Origin of the sequence: Streptomyces aquilus, from assembly GCF_003955715.1 — a bacterium.
Taxonomy (GTDB): domain Bacteria; phylum Actinomycetota; class Actinomycetes; order Streptomycetales; family Streptomycetaceae; genus Streptomyces; species Streptomyces aquilus.
The window spans coordinates 2,178,271-2,196,576 of the sequence record NZ_CP034463.1; the positions used below are offsets into that span (position 1 = coordinate 2,178,271).

Sequence of the window (18,306 nt, forward strand, 5' to 3'; positions counted from 1 at the left end):
GCAAGGCACATGGGAGGGACGGCTCCGCGGCGGACTACTCGCCCACTTCTCCGTACGCGGCCAGCAGTACGGCCGGGTCGGGGCCCTCCAGGACGGTGGGCTTGCCCAGGCCGTCCAGGACGATGAAGCGCAGGAGGTCACCGCGGGACTTCTTGTCGACCTTCATGGTCTCCAGCAGCTTGGGCCACTGGTCGTAGCGGTAGTGCAGCGGCAGCCCGACCGATTCGAGGACCGTACGGTGGCGGTCCGCCGTCGCGTCGTCCAACCGGCCCGCCAGGCGGCCGAGTTCGGCGGCGAAGTGCATGCCGACGGAGACCGCGGCGCCGTGCCGCCACTGGTAGCGCTCGTTCTTCTCGATGGCGTGGGCGAGCGTGTGGCCGTAGTTGAGGATCTCACGCAGGCCCGACTCCTTGAGGTCGGACGAGACGACCTCGGCCTTGACCCGGATGGACCGCTCGATCAGCTCGGCCGTGTGCGGGCCGGCCGGGGTGCGGGCGGCCTGCGGGTCGGACTCGATGAGCTCCAGGATCACCGGGTCGGCGATGAAGCCGGCCTTGATGATCTCGGCGAGGCCGGAGACGAAGTCGTTGACCGGGAGGGAGTCCAGCGCGGCCAGGTCGCACAGGACGCCGGCCGGCGGGTGGAAGGCGCCGACGAGGTTCTTGCCCTCGGCGGTGTTGATGCCGGTCTTGCCGCCGACGGCCGCGTCCACCATCGCCAGCACGGTGGTGGGGATGGCGATCCAGCGCACCCCGCGCAGCCAGGTGGCGGCCACGAAACCGGCGAGGTCCGTGGTGGCGCCGCCGCCGACGCCGACGACGACGTCGGTGCGGGTGAACCCGGACTGGCCGAGCGCCTTCCAGCAGTAGGCGGCGACCTCGGCGGTCTTGGCCTCCTCCGCGTTGGGGACCTGGATGGCGACCGCCTCGTAGCCCTGCTCGGCGAGGTCGGCGCGCAGCGCCTCACCGGTCTCGGCAAGCGCCTCGGGGTGGACGATGGCGACCCGCTTGGCCTTGTCGCCGATCAACCCGCCGAGCTCGCCCAGGAGTTGCCGGCCCACCAGGACCTCGTACGGCTCACTGCCCGCGGTGCCACCGACCTGGATCCGCGTCACTGCCTCACTCATGCCTGCTTCAACTCCAGTGCGTCCAGGGCGGCTTCGGTGACTTCTTCGGGGGTACGGCCGTCCGTCGCGACGACCGCCGTGGCGATCCCCTCGTACAGGTGCCGCCGCGCCTCCATCAGCTCGCGCCACTGCTTGCGCGGGTTCACCGCGAGCAGCGGGCGGGCCGTGTTGAGGCCGGTGCGCTTGACGGCCTCCTCGACGTCCATCGAGAGGTAGACGACCGGCAGGCCGGCGAGGGACGCGCGCGTGTCCTCGTCGAGGATCGCGCCGCCGCCGAGGGCGAGGACGCCGTCGTGCTCGGTCAGCGCCCGCAGCACCGCGGCCTTCTCGATCGCACGGAAGGCCGACTCGCCCTCGTCGACGAAGATCTCGGCGATGGTCCGGTCCTGCGCGGCGACGATGTCGTCGTCGGTGTCCCGGTAGCCCACGCCGAGCCGCTCGGCGAGCAGCTGCCCGACGGTGGACTTGCCCACGCCCATCGGGCCGACGAGCACCACCCGAGGGCTCATCGGATGGCCAGGTTGTCGAGGAACGACCGCACGTTGCGCCGCGTCTCGGCCACGTTGTCGCCGCCGAACTTCTCCGCGACCGCGTCCGCGAGGACGAGGGCCACCATGGCCTCGGCGACGATGCCGGCGGCCGGGACCGCGGAGACGTCGGAGCGCTGGTGGTTGGCGGGCGCCGCCTCGCCGGTGGTGACGTCGACGGTCTGCAGGGCGCGCGGCACGGTGGCGATCGGCTTCATCGCGGCCCGCACGCGCAGCAGCTCACCGGTGGTCAGACCGCCCTCGGTGCCACCGGAACGGCCGGAGACGCGGCGGATGCCCTCGGGCGTGTTGACGATCTCGTCGTGGGCCTTGGAGCCGGGCACGCGCGCGAGCTCGAAGCCGTCGCCGATCTCGACGCCCTTGATGGCCTGGATGCCCATGAGCGCACCGGCGAGGCGGGCGTCGAGCTTGCGGTCCCAGTGGACGTGCGAGCCGAGGCCGACGGGGACGCCGTAGGCCAGGACCTCGACCACGCCGCCGAGGGTGTCGCCGTCCTTGTGGGCCTGGTCGACCTCCGCGACCATCGCCTTCGAGGTGTCGGCGTCCAGGCAGCGCAGCGGGTCGGCGTCCAGCTTCTCGACGTCGGCCGGGGTCGGGTACACGCCCTGCGGGGCCTTCACCGAGCACAGCTCGACGACATGGCTGACGATCTCGATGCCGGCCGTCTCCTTGAGGTACGACCGGGCGACCGCGCCCAGCGCCACCCGCGCCGCCGTCTCACGCGCGGAGGCGCGCTCCAGGATCGGCCGGGCCTCGCCGAAGCCGTACTTCTGCATGCCGGCGAGGTCGGCGTGACCGGGACGGGGCCGGGTCAGCGGGGCGTTGCGGGCGAGTCCGGCGAGGATCTCCTCGTCGACCGGGTCGGCCGCCATGACCTGCTCCCACTTCGGCCACTCGGTGTTGCCCACCATGATCGCGACCGGGGAGCCGAGGGTGCGGCCGTGCCGCACGCCGCCGAGGAAGGTGACCTGGTCCTGCTCGAACTTCATCCGGGCACCGCGTCCATAGCCGAGCCGGCGCCGGGCCAGGTGGTCCGCCACCATCTCCGTGGTGATCGGCACGCCGGCGGGAAGACCCTCCAGCGTCGCCACGAGTGCGGGGCCGTGGGACTCCCCCGCGGTCAGCCAGCGCAACCTGCTCAACGGTGCTCCTCAGTGCTCGCGCCCTCGTACTGCCCTGCGTACGCGCGTCCTCGCGTACGGCAATGGCGCGACCAGGTGCGCGGCCCGGGCCCGCCACCTTCGATCCTCCCACGTCCCACCGACATGTCCGGCCGCCGGTCCATCAGGCGGACGGAGCCCGGCGGTCGCCGGAGGACACCCGAGTGCCTCCGTCGGCGGCGGACATGCGGCATTCCGCGCCCGGGCGGTGCGTCACGCGTGCGTGAGGCTCCGCTCACCCACTGCCCGCATCGCCGCCAAGGGCGCCGGAGTGCGGCCCGTCATCTGCTCGACCTGGAGCACCGCCTGGTGCACCAGCAGGTCGAGGCCGCTGACGACGGCGCCGCCGAACATCGACCAGCGGGCCGCGAGCTGGGTGGGCCAGGGGTCGTAGAGCACGTCGAAGAGGGTGGTGGGCCGCTCGGGCACGGCCATGGCGAGGCCGTCCGTGGCGCCCGCCGGGGTGGTGGCGACGACCAGGGGCCGGTGCAGCGCGTCCGCCGCCCCGGACCAGTCCTCCGTACGGACCTCGACGTCCAGCCGCTCGCCCCACTCCCGCATCTCGGCGGCGCGGGCCTCGCTGCGCACGTAGACGACCACCTCACCGGTGCAGACCCGGGCCAGTGCCGCCAGCGCGGACGACGCCGTGGCGCCGGCGCCGAGGATCGCGGCGGAGTCCACCGTCTCGATGCCGTGCTCGCGCAGCGCGGCGACCATGCCGGGGATGTCGGTGTTGTCGCCGATCTTGCGGCCGTCCTCGGTGAACACGACCGTGTTGACGGCCTCGACGGAGGCGGCCGTGTCGCTGATCTCGTCGAGCAGCGGGATGACCGCCCGCTTGAGCGGCATGGTCAGCGACAGCCCGGCCCACTCCGGCCCGAGTTCCGCGAAGAACCCGGGCAGCGCGGCCTCGTCGATCTCGAACCGGTCGTAGGACCAACCCTTCAGCCCCAGTTCCTGGTACGCGGCGCGGTGCAGCACCGGGGAGAGGGAGTGGGCGATGGGCGAACCGAGCACGGCGGCCCGGCGGGCGTCAGTTGCCCCTGCTGGCATCGAACTTGTCCTTGAGTTTCTGGAATTCTTCGTGCGTCCTGGCGAATTCGGTCTTGCTCACACCGTCGGTCGCCACGAAGTAGTACCAGCCGTCGTCGGTGGGATTCAGCGTCGACTTGAGCGCCTCGGCACCCGGGTTCCCGATCGGGCCGGGCGGCAGACCCTTGTGGGTGTACGTGTTGTACGGGTCCTGGTCCTTGTTGATCTCCGACTCGCTGATGTCGATGTTGCTCTCGTTCTTCGCGTAGTTGAACGTCGAGTCGAACTGCAGGAATCCGTAGGTCTGCGGGTTTCCGTAGTCGAGGCGGTTGTAGACCACCTCGGCGATCTTGCGGTAGTCGTCGGGGGTCTTGCCCTCGGCCTCGACGAGGCTCGCGATGGTGACGAGGTCCAGGGGGCTGTCCACCTTGAGCGCCTTGGCCTTGGCCTCCAGGTCGAGCGCGTCGTACTTCTTCGCGGCCTCGCCCACCATGTCCTTCAGGACGGCCTCGGGTTTCATGCCCTTGGCGGCGGGATAGGTGCCCGGGTACAGGAAGCCCTCCAGCGGATCCTTCATCTCGCTGTTCTTCTTCGCCCAGTCCGGAAGTCCGAGGCTCTTGTAATCCGCCTTGGCGACCTTGAGCGTGGCGCCGGATTTCAGGCCGAGTTTTTCGTCGATGTTCTTGTAAACGGCGACATTGCGCTGACCCGGCGTCACCATCACGGCGGCCTGGCTCTTCGGGTCGAGCATCATCTTCACGGCGCTCTCGGCGGACATCTGCGTCTTCAGCAGATAGGCGCCGGCCTGGACTTTCTTCTCTCCCTCGTTACGCGTGAACGCCGAAACGAACGCGTCGACACTCTTGACGACACCCTTGGCCTTCAGCAGCCGCCCGATGTCGGCGCCGCCCGCCCCCTTCTCGACCACGATCGACACCGTCGGTTCGGTGCCGTCGCCCGAGTAGTCCGGCGACGAGGCGAAACGATCCTTGTAGAACTGGTAGCCGAAATAGCCGACGCCACCGATACCGCCGCCGAAGACCAGCACGACCACCAGGCAGGCACAGCCGCTGCGCCGCTTCTTCGGCTTCTTGCCGCCGCGGCCCTTGCGATCACCGCGTCCGCCCTGGTCGTCGAGGTCGTCGTCGGCGTCGTCGTCCCCGCCACCCGCGAAGAAGGCGTGTTCGCCCTGGTCGGGGCCCGGGTCCCAGTCCGCCCGCTGCGGTTCCGGCTCGGTGCGGCGACGGCCCGGCGGCTCCGGTGGCGGGTACGCGTCGGGGGTGCCGTAGTAGTCGGGCTGCTCACCGGCGCCGTACGCGGCGGCCTGCTGGCCGTACGGGTCCGAGGGGTCCGAGTACGGGACGTGCGTGTGCGTCCCGGTGCCCCAGGAGCCGCTGTTGTCGTACTGCTGCTGGGGCTGCTGAGGCTGCTGGGGCGCGTACTGCTGCTGGCCGTACTGCTGGTTCGGGTCGTACTGCTGCTGGTGTTCCTGGCCGTACTGCTGCTGGTCGTACTGCTGCTGGTACTGCTGCTGCGCCTGACCGTAGTCGGCCTGCTGGCCGGTGCCCCAGTCGCCGTACTCGGACTGCTGCGGCGCCTGCGGATAGTGCTGCGGCTGGCCGCCGTAGGCAGCTTGTTGGCCGACGTGGCCCTGCTGCCCTTCCCATCCGCCGTCCCCGTAGTACGGGTCCTGCGGATGCCACGGTTCGGAGCCTTCCTGGCCCCGGCCATACTCAGTCATCGATCCCCTAGAGCCGCGAGGCGGCGGTCGCGCGGCTTGTGGCTCGGCATCCGTTCCGCCTCTCTCTGTGCGGCTCCTGTTCGAACAGCGCCGCGATCGCGCGGAACGTTACCGTATCGCGATCAGATGACCACTTCGACGCTCTCGCCGGGTGCTTTACCTGACACCCGTTCGGATTCGAGCGCCTGCTGAAGGATGATCACAGCGGCTGCTTGATCGATGACGGAGCGGCCTTTCCTGGATTTCACGCCCGAGGCGCGCAGTCCCTGGCTCGCCGTGACCGTGGTCATCCGCTCGTCCACCAGGCGGACCGGGATCGGCGCGATGCCCTTGGCCAGCTCCTGGGCGAAGGCCCTGACCTTGACCGCGGCCGGGCCCTCGCCCCCCTTGAGGGAGCGAGGGAGTCCGACGACGACCTCGATCGGTTCGTACTCCTCCACCAGCTGCCTCAGCCGGCGGTGGGCGGCCGGGACGTCCCGGCCCGGGACCGTCTCCACCGGAGTGGCGAGGATCCCGTCGGGGTCGCACGAGGCGACCCCGATCCGGGCGTCCCCGACGTCGATCGCGAGTCGACGGCCTCTGCGCATCGTCACTTCGCGGTGTCCGTGACCAGTCGCTCGACAGCCTCGACGGCCTCGCCGATCGCGGCCGGGTTCTGGCCGCCGCCCTGCGCGACGTCCGGCTTGCCGCCACCGCCGCCGCCGAGGGTCTTGGCAGCCGTACGCACCAGGTCACCGGCCTTGAGACCGCGCTCACGGGCGGCCTCGTTGGTGGCGATGACCGTCAGCGGCTTGCCGCCCGCCACCGTGAACAGCGCGACCACGGCGGCCCGGCCGCCCTGGATACGGCCGCGCACGTCGAGGACCAGCTTGCGCAGGTCGTCGGCGGTCGTGCCGTCCGGGACCTGACCGGTGACGACCGCGATGCCACGGATGTCCTTCGCCGACTCGGCGAGACCGGCCGCGGCCTGGAGGACCTTCTCCGCGCGGAACTTCTCGATCTCCTTCTCGGCATCCTTCAGCTTGCCGAGCATCGCGGAGACCTTCTCCGGCAGCTCCTCCGGACGGCCCTTGATCAGCTCCTGGAGCTGGGCGACGACCGTGTGCTCACGGGCCAGGAAGTTGTACGCGTCGACACCGACGAGGGCCTCGATACGACGGACACCCGAACCGATCGACGACTCGCCCAGCAGCTTGACCAGGCCGAGCTGCGAGGTGTTGTGGACGTGCGTACCGCCGCACAGCTCCTTGGAGAAGTCGCCGATGGTGACGACCCGGACCCGCTCGCCGTACTTCTCGCCGAACTCGGCGATGGCACCCTGCTTCTTGGCCTCGTCGAGGCTCAGGATCTCGGCGTGCACGTCGAGGTCGCGCGCGAGCACCTCGTTGATCTTCTGCTCGACGTCGGTCATCACGGCCGTCGGAACGGCGGACGGCGAGCCGAAGTCGAAGCGGAAGCGGCCGGGCTGGTTCTCCGAACCGGCCTGCGCGGCCGTCGGGCCGAGCGCGTCGCGCAGGGCCTGGTGGGTCAGGTGGGTGGCCGAGTGGGCGCGGGCGATGGCGGTACGGCGGCGGGCGTCGATCGACGCGTGCGCCTTGGCGCCCACGGTGACCTCGCCGAACTGCACGACGCCCTTGTGGACGTACACACCCGGCACCGGCTTCTGGCAGTCGCGGATCTCGATGACGGCACCGGAGTCGACCTTGATCTTGCCGGTGTCACCGATCTGGCCGCCGCCCTCGGCGTAGAACGGGGTGCGGTCGAGGACGATCTCGACCTCGTCGCCCTCGGTCGCGGCCGGCGAGGAGGCGCCGTCGACGAGGATGCCGACGATCGTGGACTCGCCCTCGGTGTCCGAGTAGCCGATGAACTCGGTCTCGCCGGTCTTGTCCGCGATCTCGCGGTAGGCACCGGCACCGGCGTGGCCGGTCTTCTTGGCCTGGGCGTCGGCCTTGGCGCGCTCCCGCTGCTCCTTCATCAGGCGCCGGAAGCCGTCCTCGTCCACGGACAGGCCCTGCTCGGCGGCCATCTCCAGGGTGAGGTCGATCGGGAAGCCCCAGGTGTCGTGGAGCAGGAACGCCTTGTCGCCGGCGAGGACCGTGCCACCGGAGGCCTTGGTCTCGGTGACGGCGGTGTCGAGGATGTTGGTGCCGGCCTTGAGCGTCTTGAGGAAGGCGTTCTCCTCGGCGACGGCGACCTTCTCGATGCGCTCGCGGTCGGTGACCAGCTCGGGATACTGCTGGCCCATCATGCCGATCACGGTGTCGATGAGGTCCAGGACGACCGGGCCGGTGGCGCCGAGCAGCCGCATGTTGCGGATGGCGCGGCGCATGATGCGGCGCAGGACGTACCCGCGGCCCTCGTTGCCGGGGGTCACGCCGTCACCGATGAGCATCACGGACGTCCGCATGTGGTCGGTGACCACGCGCAGGGAGACGTCCGACTCGTGGGCGTCGCCGTAGGCCACGCCGGTCAGCTCGGTGGCCTTCTTGATGACGGCCATGGAGGTGTCGATCTCGTACATGTTCTGCACGCCCTGCAGAATCATGGCGAGACGCTCGAGTCCGAGACCGGTGTCGATGTTCTTGCTCGGCAGCTCGCCGAGGATCTCGAAGTTGTCCTTGCCGATACCCTCGCCGCGCTCGTACTGCATGAAGACAAGGTTCCAGATCTCCACGTACCGCTCGTCGTTGACGGCGGGGCCGCCCTCGACGCCGAACTCGGGGCCGCGGTCGTAGTTGATCTCGGAACAGGGGCCACAGGGTCCGGGGACGCCCATGGACCAGTAGTTGTCCTTCATGCCGAGGCGCTGGATGCGCTCCTTGGGCACCCCGACGACCTCGTGCCAGATGCGCTCGGCCTCGTCGTCCTCCAGGTAGACGGTGATCCAGAGCTTCTCGGGCTCCAGGCCGTAACCACCCTTGTCCTGGGGCGTGGTGAGCAGCTCCCAGGCGTACTTGATGGCGCCTTCCTTGAAGTAGTCGCCGAAGGAGAAGTTGCCGCACATCTGGAAGAAGGTGCCGTGCCGGGTGGTCTTGCCGACCTCTTCGATGTCGGGCGTGCGCACGCACTTCTGCACGCTGGTCGCGCGCGGCCACGGCGGCTTGACCTCACCGAGGAAGTACGGCTTGAAGGGCACCATGCCGGCGGGGACCAGGAGCAGAGTCGGGTCGTCCGCGATGAGCGACGCCGAAGGGACGACGGTGTGACCGCGCTCCTCGTAGAAGCTCAGCCAGCGGCGGCGAATCTCGGCCGACTCCATCAGTGGTCCTCATTCCGGTTGTACGAGTACGTCTGGTACGTCGATCCCTCGACGTACTTGTGGGTGTTGCGGTTCTCGATGGCGGCGAACCGCCGGGGCGCGGGGAGTTCGGGGTTCGCGTTGATGCCCAGCGCCTCCCCCAGCTCTTCCTCCCGCTGGGCCATGTTGTCGCGCACGTCGAGCGCGAAGCCCACCGCGCGGTCCTTGATGCGGTGACCGGCCTCGATCGCCTTGTTGGCCGCGGAGACGGCAAGGTTCTCGGGGGTCAGCTGCTTCAGCTTGCGGTTGACCTTGGTGGTGGCCCACACACCGGCGGCGACGCCCGTGCTGAACCAGAAGGTACGGCGGAACATCTGAGCTGGCTCCTACTTTCCCCGGTTCTTCCGCCGCGCGGCCGGCACGGTGCGCCCCACGATCACGGTACGCCGGGGCGCCTTGGCGGGCACGTCGTCCTTGCGGCCCGCGAGGGCCCGGCGCACGCCGTAGCCGAAGGCCGCGACCTTGACCAGCGGGCCGCCGAAGGTGGAGGCGACCGTCGTGGAGAGCGCGGAGGCGTTGGAGGTGACCTCCTGGACGTCGGAGGCGATCGCGTCGACCCGGTCGATCTGGGTCTGCGCGGAGCGCACCGCCGAGGAGGCGTCCGCGAGGAGCGGGACGGCCTGGTCGGTCACGTCCGCCACCAGCTTGGTGGTCGCCCTGAGCGTCTGGGCCAGCCTCGCCAGCGCGACGGCGAGGAAGGAGACCAGGATCGCCCAGAAGACGGCCACCAGGATGCCGGCCACCTCTCCACCGGACACTGCGCACCCGCTCCCGTATTACGTGCTCTGGACATCGGAACCCAAAAAACAAGTGTCCCGAGCCTATCGCGCCGCGGGTGGCACTCCACACCGGTATTGCGGTCCGCGCGCAGCGGACTTGGGCGAAGCGATTGTACGGAGTGATTACGTTTGAGTACGCTCCGTGTTCCATGCGGGATGATCGGCTCAGCGACGGCAATCTGCCTCTCGAACTGGACGCGTTCGTGGGCCGCACGGCCGAACTCGCCGCGCTGTCCCGACTGCTGGAGACTTCGCGTCTGGTGACCGTCACCGGTGTCGGCGGGGTCGGCAAGTCACGGCTGGCGGCGCGGGCCGCGCTCGGCGCGCGGGCCTGGAGGGCCGAGCTGACGGCGGTGCGTGATCCGGAGTTCGTGGACTTCGCTGTCGTGGACGCGCTGGGGCTGACGGACCACACCACACGGCCGCCGCGCGAGACGCTGCTCGCGCATCTGGGCGAGCGGGGCTGTCAACTGCTGCTGGTGCTCGACGGGTTCGAGCATCTCGTCGAGGCCTGCGCGGAGCTGGTGACGGACCTGCTGGGCCGGGTGCCGGGGCTCACCGTGCTCGCCGTGGGCCGCAGGCCGCTGTCGGTGCCGGGCGAGCGGGTGTTCGCGCTGGCGCCGCTGAGCGAGGACGAGGCCGTGCAGCTCTTCGTCGACCGGGCGGGGCAGCAGGGGGTGGACGTCGGTGACGATCCCGACGTGCGCGAGCTGTGCCGGCGGCTGGACGGCATCCCGCTCGCCGTCGAGCTGGCGGCGGGCCGGCTGCGGGCCCTGTCCCCCGCCCAGCTGCTGGCCCGGTTCGAGGACCGCTTCCGGCTGCTGACGGGCGCCGCCCACGGTTCCCCGGAGCGGCACCGGACCCTGCGCACCGCGATCGGCTGGAGCCACGAGCTGTGCACGCCCGCGGAGCGGCTGCTGTGGTCGCGGCTGTCGGTGTTCGCCGGGCCGTTCGACCTGGAGGCCGTCGAGTACGTGTGCAGCGGCGACGGTCTGCCCGAGGAGGACGTCCTCGACGTCCTGACGGAGCTGCTCGCGCAGTCGGTGGTCGGGCGCGAGGAGACCGCGGCCGGGGTGCGCTACCGGATGCTGGACACGGTCCGGGCCTACGGCGAGCAGTGGCTGGAGGCGACCGGGGACGCGGACCGGCTGCGCCGGCGGCACCGCGACTGGTATCTGGGGCTGGCCACCTGGTGCGAGCTGGACTGGTTCTCGCCGCGGCAGGGCGAGGTGGCCGCGCGGATCGAGGCGGAGCTGCCGAATCTGCGCTGCGCCCTGGAGCGCTGTCTGGCCGACCCGGAGGAGGCGTATCTGGGGCAGTACCTCGCGGGCTCCCTCTGGTTCTACTGGGCCGGCTGCGGGCGGCTGTCGGAGGGCCGGCACTGGCTGGAGCAGTCCGTGCGGCTGGACTCCGACCACGAGCTGACCCGGCTGAAGGCGCTGTGGGTGCTGGGCTATGTCGCGATCCTCCAGGGCGACAAGGTGCCCGCGCTGGCCGCGCTCCAGGAGTGCCGGGAGGAGGCGGAGCGCTCGGCCAACGCCACGGCGATCGCCTATGCCGAGCATCGCACCGGCTGTCTGGCCCTGGTCACGGACGACATGCCGCGCGCAGAAACGCTGCTGCGCTCGGCGCTGGAGCGCTACCAGGAGATCGGCGAGCTCAACAGCAACGTCCTGATGGGTCAGGTCGAGCTGGCGATGACCCGGGCCTTCCAGGGCGATCTGCCGGAGGCCGTGAAGCTGTGCGAGGACGTCCGCCGGGTCTGCGAGGACCACGGTGAGCGCTGGACCAGGTCGTACGCCTTGTACGTGCTGGCGTACGCGGCCTGGACCGAGGGGGACCTGATCGGTGCCCGTGAGCTGCTGACCGACAGCCTGGGTGCCGCGCACGCCTTCAGCGATCTGCTGGGCTCGGTGCTGTCGATCGAGCTGCTGGCCCTGGTCACGGCCGCCCGCGGGGAGGCAGCGGATGCCGCCGAGGCGGCGGTGCTACAGGGGGCGGCGGGCGCGCTGTGGCCCTCGGTGGGGCTGCCGCTGTTCGGGTCCGCGTACTACAACGGCCCGCACGAGCTGTGCGAGGCGACGGCCCGGGAGCGGCTGGGCGACGAGCGGTACGAGGAGTGCGTACGGCAGGGGGCCCGGCTCGACCGGGAGGCCGCGGTGGCGAGGGCGCTGGGGCGGCCGCCGGCGCCGCTGCCCGGCCCGCGCGGACAGGCCCGGCACGCCCGCGGCCCCGTCACCCTGCACGAACCCGCCGCCTCCCGCGCCCGGAAGGGCGGGGAGACGGCGGGCTGAGGCGGTGCTTGTACTACAGCCTGCTGGCGATCAGCGGGCGTAGTACTCGACGACGAGCTGCTCGTCGCAGATCACCGGGATCTCCTTGCGGTTCGGCTCACGGTCCAGGCGGAACGCCAGGGCCTTGAGGTTCACCTGGAGGTAGCGCGGGGTCTCACCCTCGGGGGCGAAGCCACCCTCACGGGCGATCGAGAAGAGGGTCTTCTCGCGGCTGCGCTCACGGACCATCACGACGTCGTCGGGACGGACGCGGAAGGACGGCTTGTCGACCTTCTGGCCGTTGACCTCGATGTGGCCGTGCACGACCATCTGACGGGCCTGGTAGATGGTGCGGGCGATGCCCGAACGCAGGACCAGGGCGTCGAGACGGCGCTCGAGCTCGATGATCAGGGCCTCGCCGGTCTTGCCCTGCACCTTGGAGGCACGCTCGTAGGCGCGGACGAGCTGACGCTCGGAGACGTCGTACTGCGCACGCAGACGCTGCTTCTCGAGCAGACGGACCTTGTAGTCCGAGTTCTGCTTGCGGCCACGGCCGTGCTCACCCGGCGGGTAGGGACGGGCCTCGAAGTACTTGACGGCCTTCGGCGTCAGCGCGATGCCGAGGGCACGCGACTTCTTGACCTTGGGGCGGGACTGGTTCGCCACAATCTCTCATTTCTCAGTGTTCGGCTTGTCAGGGTTGAGGGAGGTCGCATCCGCAGCCGGGGAAACCCTCCGGGTCCGTTGCCGGGCCTGGTGGGCAGCCGCTCCCCTGGTCTGGGCACATACGTGCAGCACGCGAGTGGCCCACCGACCGGTCTCACCCTGCGGTGAGTGGTGGTGGGCGGCCCGCGACACCATTCGAACGGTGCGCGACGCTCCTGGAACCCACTGGGGGTTCCGGCTGACCGTCCCGTTCTGACTGCACGGGACACAGCACTTCGAGGGATTCTACAGGCTGCTCAGGACCGCTTGCGACCGAGGTGCTTGCGGGTCCACTCCACGGCGTCCGCGTAGCGGGCCTCCGCGCCGTGCCGGGTCGGGGTGTAGTACTCACGGTCCTTGAGGGCGTCCGGGGCGTACTGCTGCTCGGCGATGCCCTCGGGCAGGTCGTGCGGATACACGTACCCCTGTGCGTGGCCGAGCTTGGCGGCGCCCTTGTAGTGCCCGTCGCGCAGATGGGGCGGCACGGAGCCGGCCAGTCCCTTGCGTACGTCCTCCATGGCGGCGCCGATCGCCGTCGTCGCGGAGTTGGACTTGGGGGCCAGCGCGAGGGCGATGGTGGCGTGGCTGAGGGTGAGGGCGGCCTCGGGGAAGCCGATCATGGCGACGGCCTGGGCGGCGGCGACGGCTATGGGCAGCGCGTTGGGATCGGCCAGGCCGATGTCCTCGCTCGCGGAGATCATCAGGCGCCGGGCGATGAAGCGGGGGTCCTCGCCGGCCTCGATCATGCGGGCGAGGTAGTGCAGCGCCGCGTCGACGTCCGAGCCCCTGATCGACTTGATGAGGGCGCTGGCGACGTCGTAGTGCTGGTCGCCGTCGCGGTCGTACTTCACCGCGGCGCGGTCGACGGTCTCCTCCAGCGTCTGGAGGGAGATCTCGGCCTCGCCCTTGTCGAGCGCGGCCCCGGCCGCCGCCTCCAGGGCGGTGAGCGCGCGGCGGGCGTCACCGCCGGCGATCCGCAGCAGGTGGTCCTCGGTGTCCTCGGGGAGCCCGACGGCGTCCTTCAGGCCGCGTTCGTCGCTCAGCGCCCGCTTCAGGAGCCCGCGCACGTCGTCGTCCGTGAGCGGTTCGAGGGTGAGCAGGAGGGAGCGGGACAGCAGCGGGGAGATCACCGAGAAGTACGGGTTCTCGGTGGTCGCCGCGATCAGTGTGACCCAGCGGTTCTCGACGGCGGGGAGCAGGGAGTCCTGCTGGGCCTTGCTGAAGCGGTGGATCTCGTCGAGGAAGAGGACGGTCTCCTTGCCGTATCCCCCGGTGGCGCGGCGGGCGCCGTCGATGACCGCGCGGACCTCCTTGACGCCCGCGGTGATCGCCGACAGTTCGACGAAGCGCTTGTTGGTGGCTTTGGAGACGACGTAGGCGAGGGTCGTCTTGCCGGTGCCGGGCGGGCCCCACAGGATCACCGAGGACGGCCCGGCGGGTCCGCCCGCGCCCTCGCCGACCAGCCGGCGCAGGGGTGAGCCGGGCTTCAGCAGGTGCTGCTGGCCCACCACCTCGTCGAGGGTGCGCGGGCGCATCCGCACGGCCAGGGGGCTCCCGGCGGGGTCCTTCTCCTGGCGGTCTTCCGCGGCGGCGGTGAACAGATCGGGCTCCACGTCGAAAACCCTAAATCACGGCACTGACAGTCGGTCCCGACGGTCAGCTGGTCCAGAAGTCCCACCAGCGCGTCAGGATCAGCATGCCGATGATGCCGATGTGCAGGACCGGCAGCACCCAGGTGAACTCGCCGAAGAAGCTCTTCAGCCAGCTCGGGGCGGGGAGGAAGCCGTTGCGCACGTTGAACGAGGTCAGGTACCAGAACATGATGATCGTCGCGACCCAGGCCAGGCAGCACCACAGGCACAGGGCGTTGATGCGGTACAGCGACTGGAACATCAGCCAGGCGCAGAACGAGACACCGAAGAGCGTGCCGGCGTTGAAGGTCAGCCAGTACCAGCGCGGGAAGCGGGCCCCGGCGAGCAGGCTGATGCCGACGCAGATGACGATGCCGTAGGCGACGAGGCCGAGCATCGGGTTGGGGAACCCGAAGGCGGCGGCCTGCTTGGACTCCATGACGCTGCCGCAGGAGACGACGGGGTTCAGGCTGCACCCGGGGGTGAAGGTCTTGCCCGCGACCTTGGCTTCCAGCAGCTTGAACTTGTCGATCGTGATGACCCACGCGGCGAGCAGGCCGGCCGCGCCGGTGAGGACCAGCAGCACGGCGAAGGCGCGGCTGCCTCCCGCCGACCGTGGCCCGTCGGCCGCGTGATCGGGCTCTGGCACGGTGGAGACGCTCTTGACTGTGGTCTTGCTCATCACGCCGATTCCGTCTGCTTGAGAGTTGGACCTTCTTCGGGCAGGGGCCATTGTGCCGTACACGAGCCCTTGTCCACCGTTCGGTGGACATAAGGAAGTACGCACGGTCGTTCCTGAACGTTCGGTTCCGGCCGAGCCTCGAAAACATGACAGCACACGCGAACGAACTCGCGGTGGACGTACGGGGGCTGCGCAAGCGGTACGGCGACGTGACCGCGGTCGACGGGATCGATCTCGGCATCGGCAGGGGCGAGGTCTTCGGCCTGCTGGGGCCCAATGGCGCGGGCAAGAGCACGACGGTGGAGATCCTCCAGGGCCACCGCGGCCGGGACGCGGGCGAGGTGTCCGTGCTCGGCACGGACCCCGCGAACGGCACGCGCGCGTGGCGGTCCCGGGTGGGAATCGTCTGGCAGGAGGAATCGGCGCCCGCCGAGTTGACGGTCCGCGAGACCGTCCGTCATTTCGCCCGCTACTCCCCGCGGCCGCGGGACCCGGAGGAGGTCATCGGCCTGGTGGGTCTGGAGGCGAAGGCGGGCAGCCGGATCAAGGCCCTGCCGGGCGGGCAGCGCCGTCGTCTCGACGTGGCACTGGGCGTGATCGGCGGCCCCGAACTGCTGCTCCTGGACGAGCCGACGACCGGTTTCGACCCGGCGGCCCGCCGCCAGTGCTGGGACCTGATCCGCGCGCTCGCCGAGGAGGGCACGACGATCCTCCTCACCACGCACTGTCTGGAGGAGGCCGAGGCCCTGGCCGACCGGCTGGCCGTGGTGAGCGCGGGCCGGATCGTCGCCGAGGGCCTCCCGGCCGCCCTGCGGGAGCGGTACGGCACCGAGGCGGCCGTCGAGTGGACCGAGCCGGACGGCACCCCGCGCACCGAGCGCACGGACACCCCGACCCGCACGGTCGCCGCGCTCATGGACCGCTTCGACGGCGAGCTCCCCGGGCTGCGGGTCAGCCGCCCCACGCTGGAGGACGTCTGCCTCCGGCTGACCGGACAGGAGGACGCGCGATGACCACGACCGTCGTACGGACCCGCGCGGACGCGGTCGTCGAGCGGCTGCCCGGCGCCTTCGGCATCGGACTCCAGCGGGGCGCCCTGGAGCTCCGGCAGTTCTTCCGCCAGCGCGACCAGGTGGTGTTCACCTTCGCCTTCCCGGTCGTCTTCCTGTTCCTGTTCGCGTCGATCTTCAGCGACGACGTGGCGGGCGCCGGGTCTCCCCGGCGCCCTCGCGTCCCGCTCAGCCCAGTCGGGACTCCAGCTCGGCCACGATCTCGTTCACGCCGATCGCCGTCTGCTCGCCGGACTCCATGTCCTTGAGCTGGACGACGCCCTCGGCGAGGTCGCGCTCACCGGCGACGACCGTGTAGCGGGCGCCGCTGCGGTTGGCGTTCTTCATCGCGCCCTTGAGGCCCTTCGCGCCGTACGAGAAGTCCGCCGCGATGCCCACCTTGCGCAGCTCGGTCACCTTGGCGAAGAGCACCCGGCGGGCCTCCTCGCCGAGCGGGACCGCGAACACGCTGGTCGTGGAGGGGAGTTCGAGCTCGACGCCCTCCGCCTCCAGGGCGAGGACCGTGCGGTCGACGCCGAGGGCCCAGCCCACGGACGGGAGCGCGGGGCCGCCGATCATCTCCGACAGGCCGTCGTAGCGCCCGCCGCCGCCCACCGCGGACTGGGAGCCCAGACCGTCGTGGACGAACTCGAAGGTCGTGCGCGTGTAGTAGTCCAGGCCGCGGACCAGCTTCGGGTCGTCCTCGAAGGCGACACCGGCGGCCGTGATCAGCTCGCGGACCTCCTCGTGGTACGCCTTGCAGGCGTCGCAGAGGTAGTCGCGCAGCAGCGGGGCGTCGCCGAGCTGCTTCTGCACGTCCGGGCGCTTGTCGTCGAGGACGCGCAGCGGGTTGATGTCGGCCCGGCGCAGCGTCTCCTCGTCGAGGTCGAGGCCGCGCAGGAAGGTCTGCAACGCCTCCCGGTACACCGGCCGGCACTCCTTGTCGCCCAGGCTGTTGAGGAGGATGCGGAAGTCGCGCAACCCCAGCGAGCGGTACGCCTGGTCGGCCAGGATGATCAGCTCGGCGTCCAGCGCCGCGTCCTCGGCGCCGATCGCCTCGGCGCCCACCTGGGAGAAGTGCCGGTAGCGGCCCTTCTGCGGGCGCTCGTAGCGGTAGTACGAGCCGGAGTACCAGAGCTTGACGGGGAGGTTGCCCGCCTTGTGCAGGTTGGCCTCAAGGGCGGCGCGCAGGACGGAGGCCGTTCCCTCGGGGCGCAGGGCGAGCCGGTCGCCGCCCTTGGTCTCGAAGGCGTACATCTCCTTCGTGACGATGTCGGTGGACTCGCCGACACCGCGCGCGAAGAGCTCCACGTTCTCGAAGCCGGGCGTCTCGATGTAGCCGTAGCCGGAGTTGCGCAGCGGGGCCGCGATCGCCTCGCGGACCGCCAGGAACTTGGCGCTGTCCGGCGGGATCAGGTCGTACGTGCCCTTGGGGGCCTTGAAGGTGCTCACGGAAAGTCTCGTCACATTCCTCGTCGGGGAGCGTCGACATCCGCTCCCAGGCCGGCTGCCACCTGCCGCAGATACGGGTTGGTGGCACGCTCACGGCCGATGGTCGTCTGCTCGTTGTGGCCGGGCAGCACCACGGTCGAGTCGTCGAGCGGCAGGACCACGCGGGCCAGGGACTCGAGCATCTCGTCCATGGAGCCACCGGGGAAATCGGTGCGTCCGATGGAGCCGGCGAACAGCAGGTCGCCCGAGAAGAGAATCGGCGGGATGTCCGCCGTCTCGGGCAGGCCGAAGGTCACCGACCCCTTGGTATGGCCCGGCGCGTGCGAGACGGTGAGCTCCAGGCCCGCCAGCTCCAGCTTCGCCCCGTCCGCCAGCTCCTTGACGTCGTCCGGTTCCCCCACGGTCAGCTCGCCCAGGAGCGGCATCCCGATGGTGCGGCCGAGTGCCTTCTCGGGGTCGCTCATCATGAACCGGTCCTCGGGGTGGATCCACGCGGGCACGTCGTGCGCACCGCAGACGGGGACGACCGAGGCCACATGGTCGATGTGGCCGTGGGTGAGGACGACCGCGACGGGCTTGAGCCGATGCTTCTTCAGCGTCTCCTCGACTCCCTGGGCGGCCTGGTGGCCCGGGTCGATGATCACGCACTCCTCACCGGCGGCGGGGGCGACGAGAAAACAGTTCGTCCCCCAGGCCCCGGCGGGGAACCCGGCAATGAGCACGATCGTCCTTCGTTGTGTCGATAAGTGCGGACTCTACGGACTGAGGGCGGGCTTAAAAAACAGCTGCGCCTGTGGTCAGAGCCTACCGGCGCTGCCGTTTCCTCA

The 18,306-nt window shown here is 70.4% G+C and carries 16 protein-coding genes and 1 pseudogene; 3 read left to right on the top strand and 14 right to left on the bottom strand.

All coding sequences use genetic code 11. The features are described from left to right. Nucleotides 1-34 precede the first annotated feature (34 nt). The 9 genes from aroB to EJC51_RS10070 form a co-directional block, all read right to left on the bottom strand. The gene (gene aroB / locus EJC51_RS10025; RefSeq protein ID WP_126270753.1) at nucleotides 35-1,126 is read right to left on the bottom strand and encodes a 3-dehydroquinate synthase; all 1,092 of its coding nucleotides are present in this window, start codon (nucleotides 1,124-1,126) and stop codon (nucleotides 35-37) included. After that, complete coding sequence (locus EJC51_RS10030) at nucleotides 1,123-1,635, bottom strand: shikimate kinase (protein WP_126270754.1); 513 nt, start codon at nucleotides 1,633-1,635, stop codon at nucleotides 1,123-1,125. Before EJC51_RS10030 ends, aroB begins: the two co-directional genes overlap by 4 nt. Then, entirely contained in the window at nucleotides 1,632-2,816 is a 1,185-nt protein-coding gene (gene aroC / locus EJC51_RS10035) for a chorismate synthase (protein WP_126270755.1), read from the bottom strand. The genes EJC51_RS10030 and aroC overlap by 4 nt, the downstream gene beginning before the upstream one ends. 231 nt (nucleotides 2,817-3,047) lie before the next feature. Continuing rightward, complete coding sequence (locus tag EJC51_RS10040; RefSeq protein WP_126270756.1) at nucleotides 3,048-3,887, bottom strand: shikimate dehydrogenase; 840 nt, start codon at nucleotides 3,885-3,887, stop codon at nucleotides 3,048-3,050. Then, a complete protein-coding gene (gene mltG, locus EJC51_RS10045) occupies nucleotides 3,868-5,607 on the bottom strand; it encodes an endolytic transglycosylase MltG (protein ID WP_126270757.1) in 1,740 nt (579 codons plus the stop codon). Before mltG ends, EJC51_RS10040 begins: the two co-directional genes overlap by 20 nt. A gap of 122 nt (nucleotides 5,608-5,729) precedes the next feature. After that, on the bottom strand, nucleotides 5,730-6,194 hold the full coding sequence (ruvX, locus tag EJC51_RS10055; protein ID WP_126276887.1) for a Holliday junction resolvase RuvX: 465 nt from the start codon (nucleotides 6,192-6,194) through the stop codon (nucleotides 5,730-5,732). 2 nt (nucleotides 6,195-6,196) lie between these two features. Beyond that, the gene (alaS, locus tag EJC51_RS10060; protein WP_126270758.1) at nucleotides 6,197-8,869 is read right to left on the bottom strand and encodes an alanine--tRNA ligase; all 2,673 of its coding nucleotides are present in this window, start codon (nucleotides 8,867-8,869) and stop codon (nucleotides 6,197-6,199) included. Continuing rightward, entirely contained in the window at nucleotides 8,869-9,222 is a 354-nt protein-coding gene (locus tag EJC51_RS10065; protein WP_126270759.1) for a hypothetical protein, read from the bottom strand. Before EJC51_RS10065 ends, alaS begins: the two co-directional genes overlap by 1 nt. A 12-nt stretch (nucleotides 9,223-9,234) precedes the next feature. Continuing rightward, nucleotides 9,235-9,666, bottom strand: coding sequence for a DUF948 domain-containing protein (locus EJC51_RS10070; protein WP_059196385.1), 432 nt, complete (start codon nucleotides 9,664-9,666; stop codon nucleotides 9,235-9,237). 170 nt (nucleotides 9,667-9,836) lie between these two features. Here EJC51_RS10070 and EJC51_RS10075 point away from each other — a divergent pair, with 170 nt between their 5' ends. Then, nucleotides 9,837-11,981 carry an ATP-binding protein gene (locus EJC51_RS10075; protein WP_166682846.1) on the top strand — a complete coding sequence of 715 codons (2,145 nt, stop codon included), beginning with the start codon at nucleotides 9,837-9,839 and terminating at the stop codon, nucleotides 11,979-11,981. Between the two features lie 30 nt (nucleotides 11,982-12,011). Here EJC51_RS10075 and rpsD read toward each other — a convergent pair whose 3' ends face one another. The 3 genes from rpsD to EJC51_RS10090 all read right to left on the bottom strand — a co-directional run bounded on the left by rpsD (nucleotide 12,012) and on the right by EJC51_RS10090 (nucleotide 14,978). After that, nucleotides 12,012-12,626, bottom strand: a complete 615-nt coding sequence (gene rpsD / locus EJC51_RS10080) for a 30S ribosomal protein S4 (RefSeq protein WP_015661793.1) — start codon at nucleotides 12,624-12,626, stop codon at nucleotides 12,012-12,014. A 296-nt stretch (nucleotides 12,627-12,922) separates the two neighbouring features. After that, nucleotides 12,923-14,278, bottom strand: a complete 1,356-nt coding sequence (locus tag EJC51_RS10085; RefSeq protein WP_126270760.1) for a replication-associated recombination protein A — start codon at nucleotides 14,276-14,278, stop codon at nucleotides 12,923-12,925. Between the two features lie 43 nt (nucleotides 14,279-14,321). Continuing rightward, a complete protein-coding gene (locus tag EJC51_RS10090) occupies nucleotides 14,322-14,978 on the bottom strand; it encodes a vitamin K epoxide reductase family protein (protein ID WP_126270761.1) in 657 nt (218 codons plus the stop codon). Between the two features lie 146 nt (nucleotides 14,979-15,124). On the opposite strand from EJC51_RS10090, the gene EJC51_RS10095 reads away from it, so the two are divergent. Together EJC51_RS10095 and EJC51_RS48630 are read left to right on the top strand one after the other, a co-directional pair. Then, the gene (locus EJC51_RS10095) at nucleotides 15,125-15,991 is read left to right on the top strand and encodes an ABC transporter ATP-binding protein (protein ID WP_126270762.1); all 867 of its coding nucleotides are present in this window, start codon (nucleotides 15,125-15,127) and stop codon (nucleotides 15,989-15,991) included. Further along, a pseudogene (locus EJC51_RS48630) lies at nucleotides 15,988-16,191 on the top strand (ABC transporter permease); the annotation flags it as partial. The gene EJC51_RS10095 and the pseudogene EJC51_RS48630, both read left to right, overlap by 4 nt. Before the next feature lie 25 nt (nucleotides 16,192-16,216). On the opposite strand, the gene hisS reads toward EJC51_RS48630, so the two are convergent. Further along, complete coding sequence (gene hisS / locus EJC51_RS10105) at nucleotides 16,217-17,479, bottom strand: histidine--tRNA ligase (protein ID WP_126270763.1); 1,263 nt, start codon at nucleotides 17,477-17,479, stop codon at nucleotides 16,217-16,219. Nucleotides 17,480-17,490: 11 nt separating this feature from the next. Next, nucleotides 17,491-18,201, bottom strand: coding sequence for an MBL fold metallo-hydrolase (locus EJC51_RS10110; protein WP_126270764.1), 711 nt, complete (start codon nucleotides 18,199-18,201; stop codon nucleotides 17,491-17,493). Between the last annotated feature and the right edge of the window lie 105 nt (nucleotides 18,202-18,306).

Excerpts from the sequence above, each read along its gene's own strand:
- aroB (WP_126270753.1), bottom strand. The coding sequence starts at position 1,126 with ATGAGTGAGGCAGTGACGCGGATCCAGGTCGGTGGCACCGCGGGCAGT.
- EJC51_RS10030 (WP_126270754.1), bottom strand. The coding sequence starts at position 1,635 with ATGAGCCCTCGGGTGGTGCTCGTCGGCCCGATGGGCGTGGGCAAGTCC.
- EJC51_RS10040 (WP_126270756.1), bottom strand. The coding sequence starts at position 3,887 with ATGCCAGCAGGGGCAACTGACGCCCGCCGGGCCGCCGTGCTCGGTTCG.
- mltG (WP_126270757.1), bottom strand. The coding sequence starts at position 5,607 with ATGACTGAGTATGGCCGGGGCCAGGAAGGCTCCGAACCGTGGCATCCG.
- ruvX (WP_126276887.1), bottom strand. The coding sequence starts at position 6,194 with ATGCGCAGAGGCCGTCGACTCGCGATCGACGTCGGGGACGCCCGGATC.
- alaS (WP_126270758.1), bottom strand. The coding sequence starts at position 8,869 with ATGGAGTCGGCCGAGATTCGCCGCCGCTGGCTGAGCTTCTACGAGGAG.
- EJC51_RS10065 (WP_126270759.1), bottom strand. The coding sequence starts at position 9,222 with ATGTTCCGCCGTACCTTCTGGTTCAGCACGGGCGTCGCCGCCGGTGTG.
- EJC51_RS10075 (WP_166682846.1), top strand. The coding sequence starts at position 9,837 with ATGCGGGATGATCGGCTCAGCGACGGCAATCTGCCTCTCGAACTGGAC.
- EJC51_RS10090 (WP_126270761.1), bottom strand. The coding sequence starts at position 14,978 with ATGAGCAAGACCACAGTCAAGAGCGTCTCCACCGTGCCAGAGCCCGAT.
- EJC51_RS10095 (WP_126270762.1), top strand. The coding sequence starts at position 15,125 with ATGACAGCACACGCGAACGAACTCGCGGTGGACGTACGGGGGCTGCGC.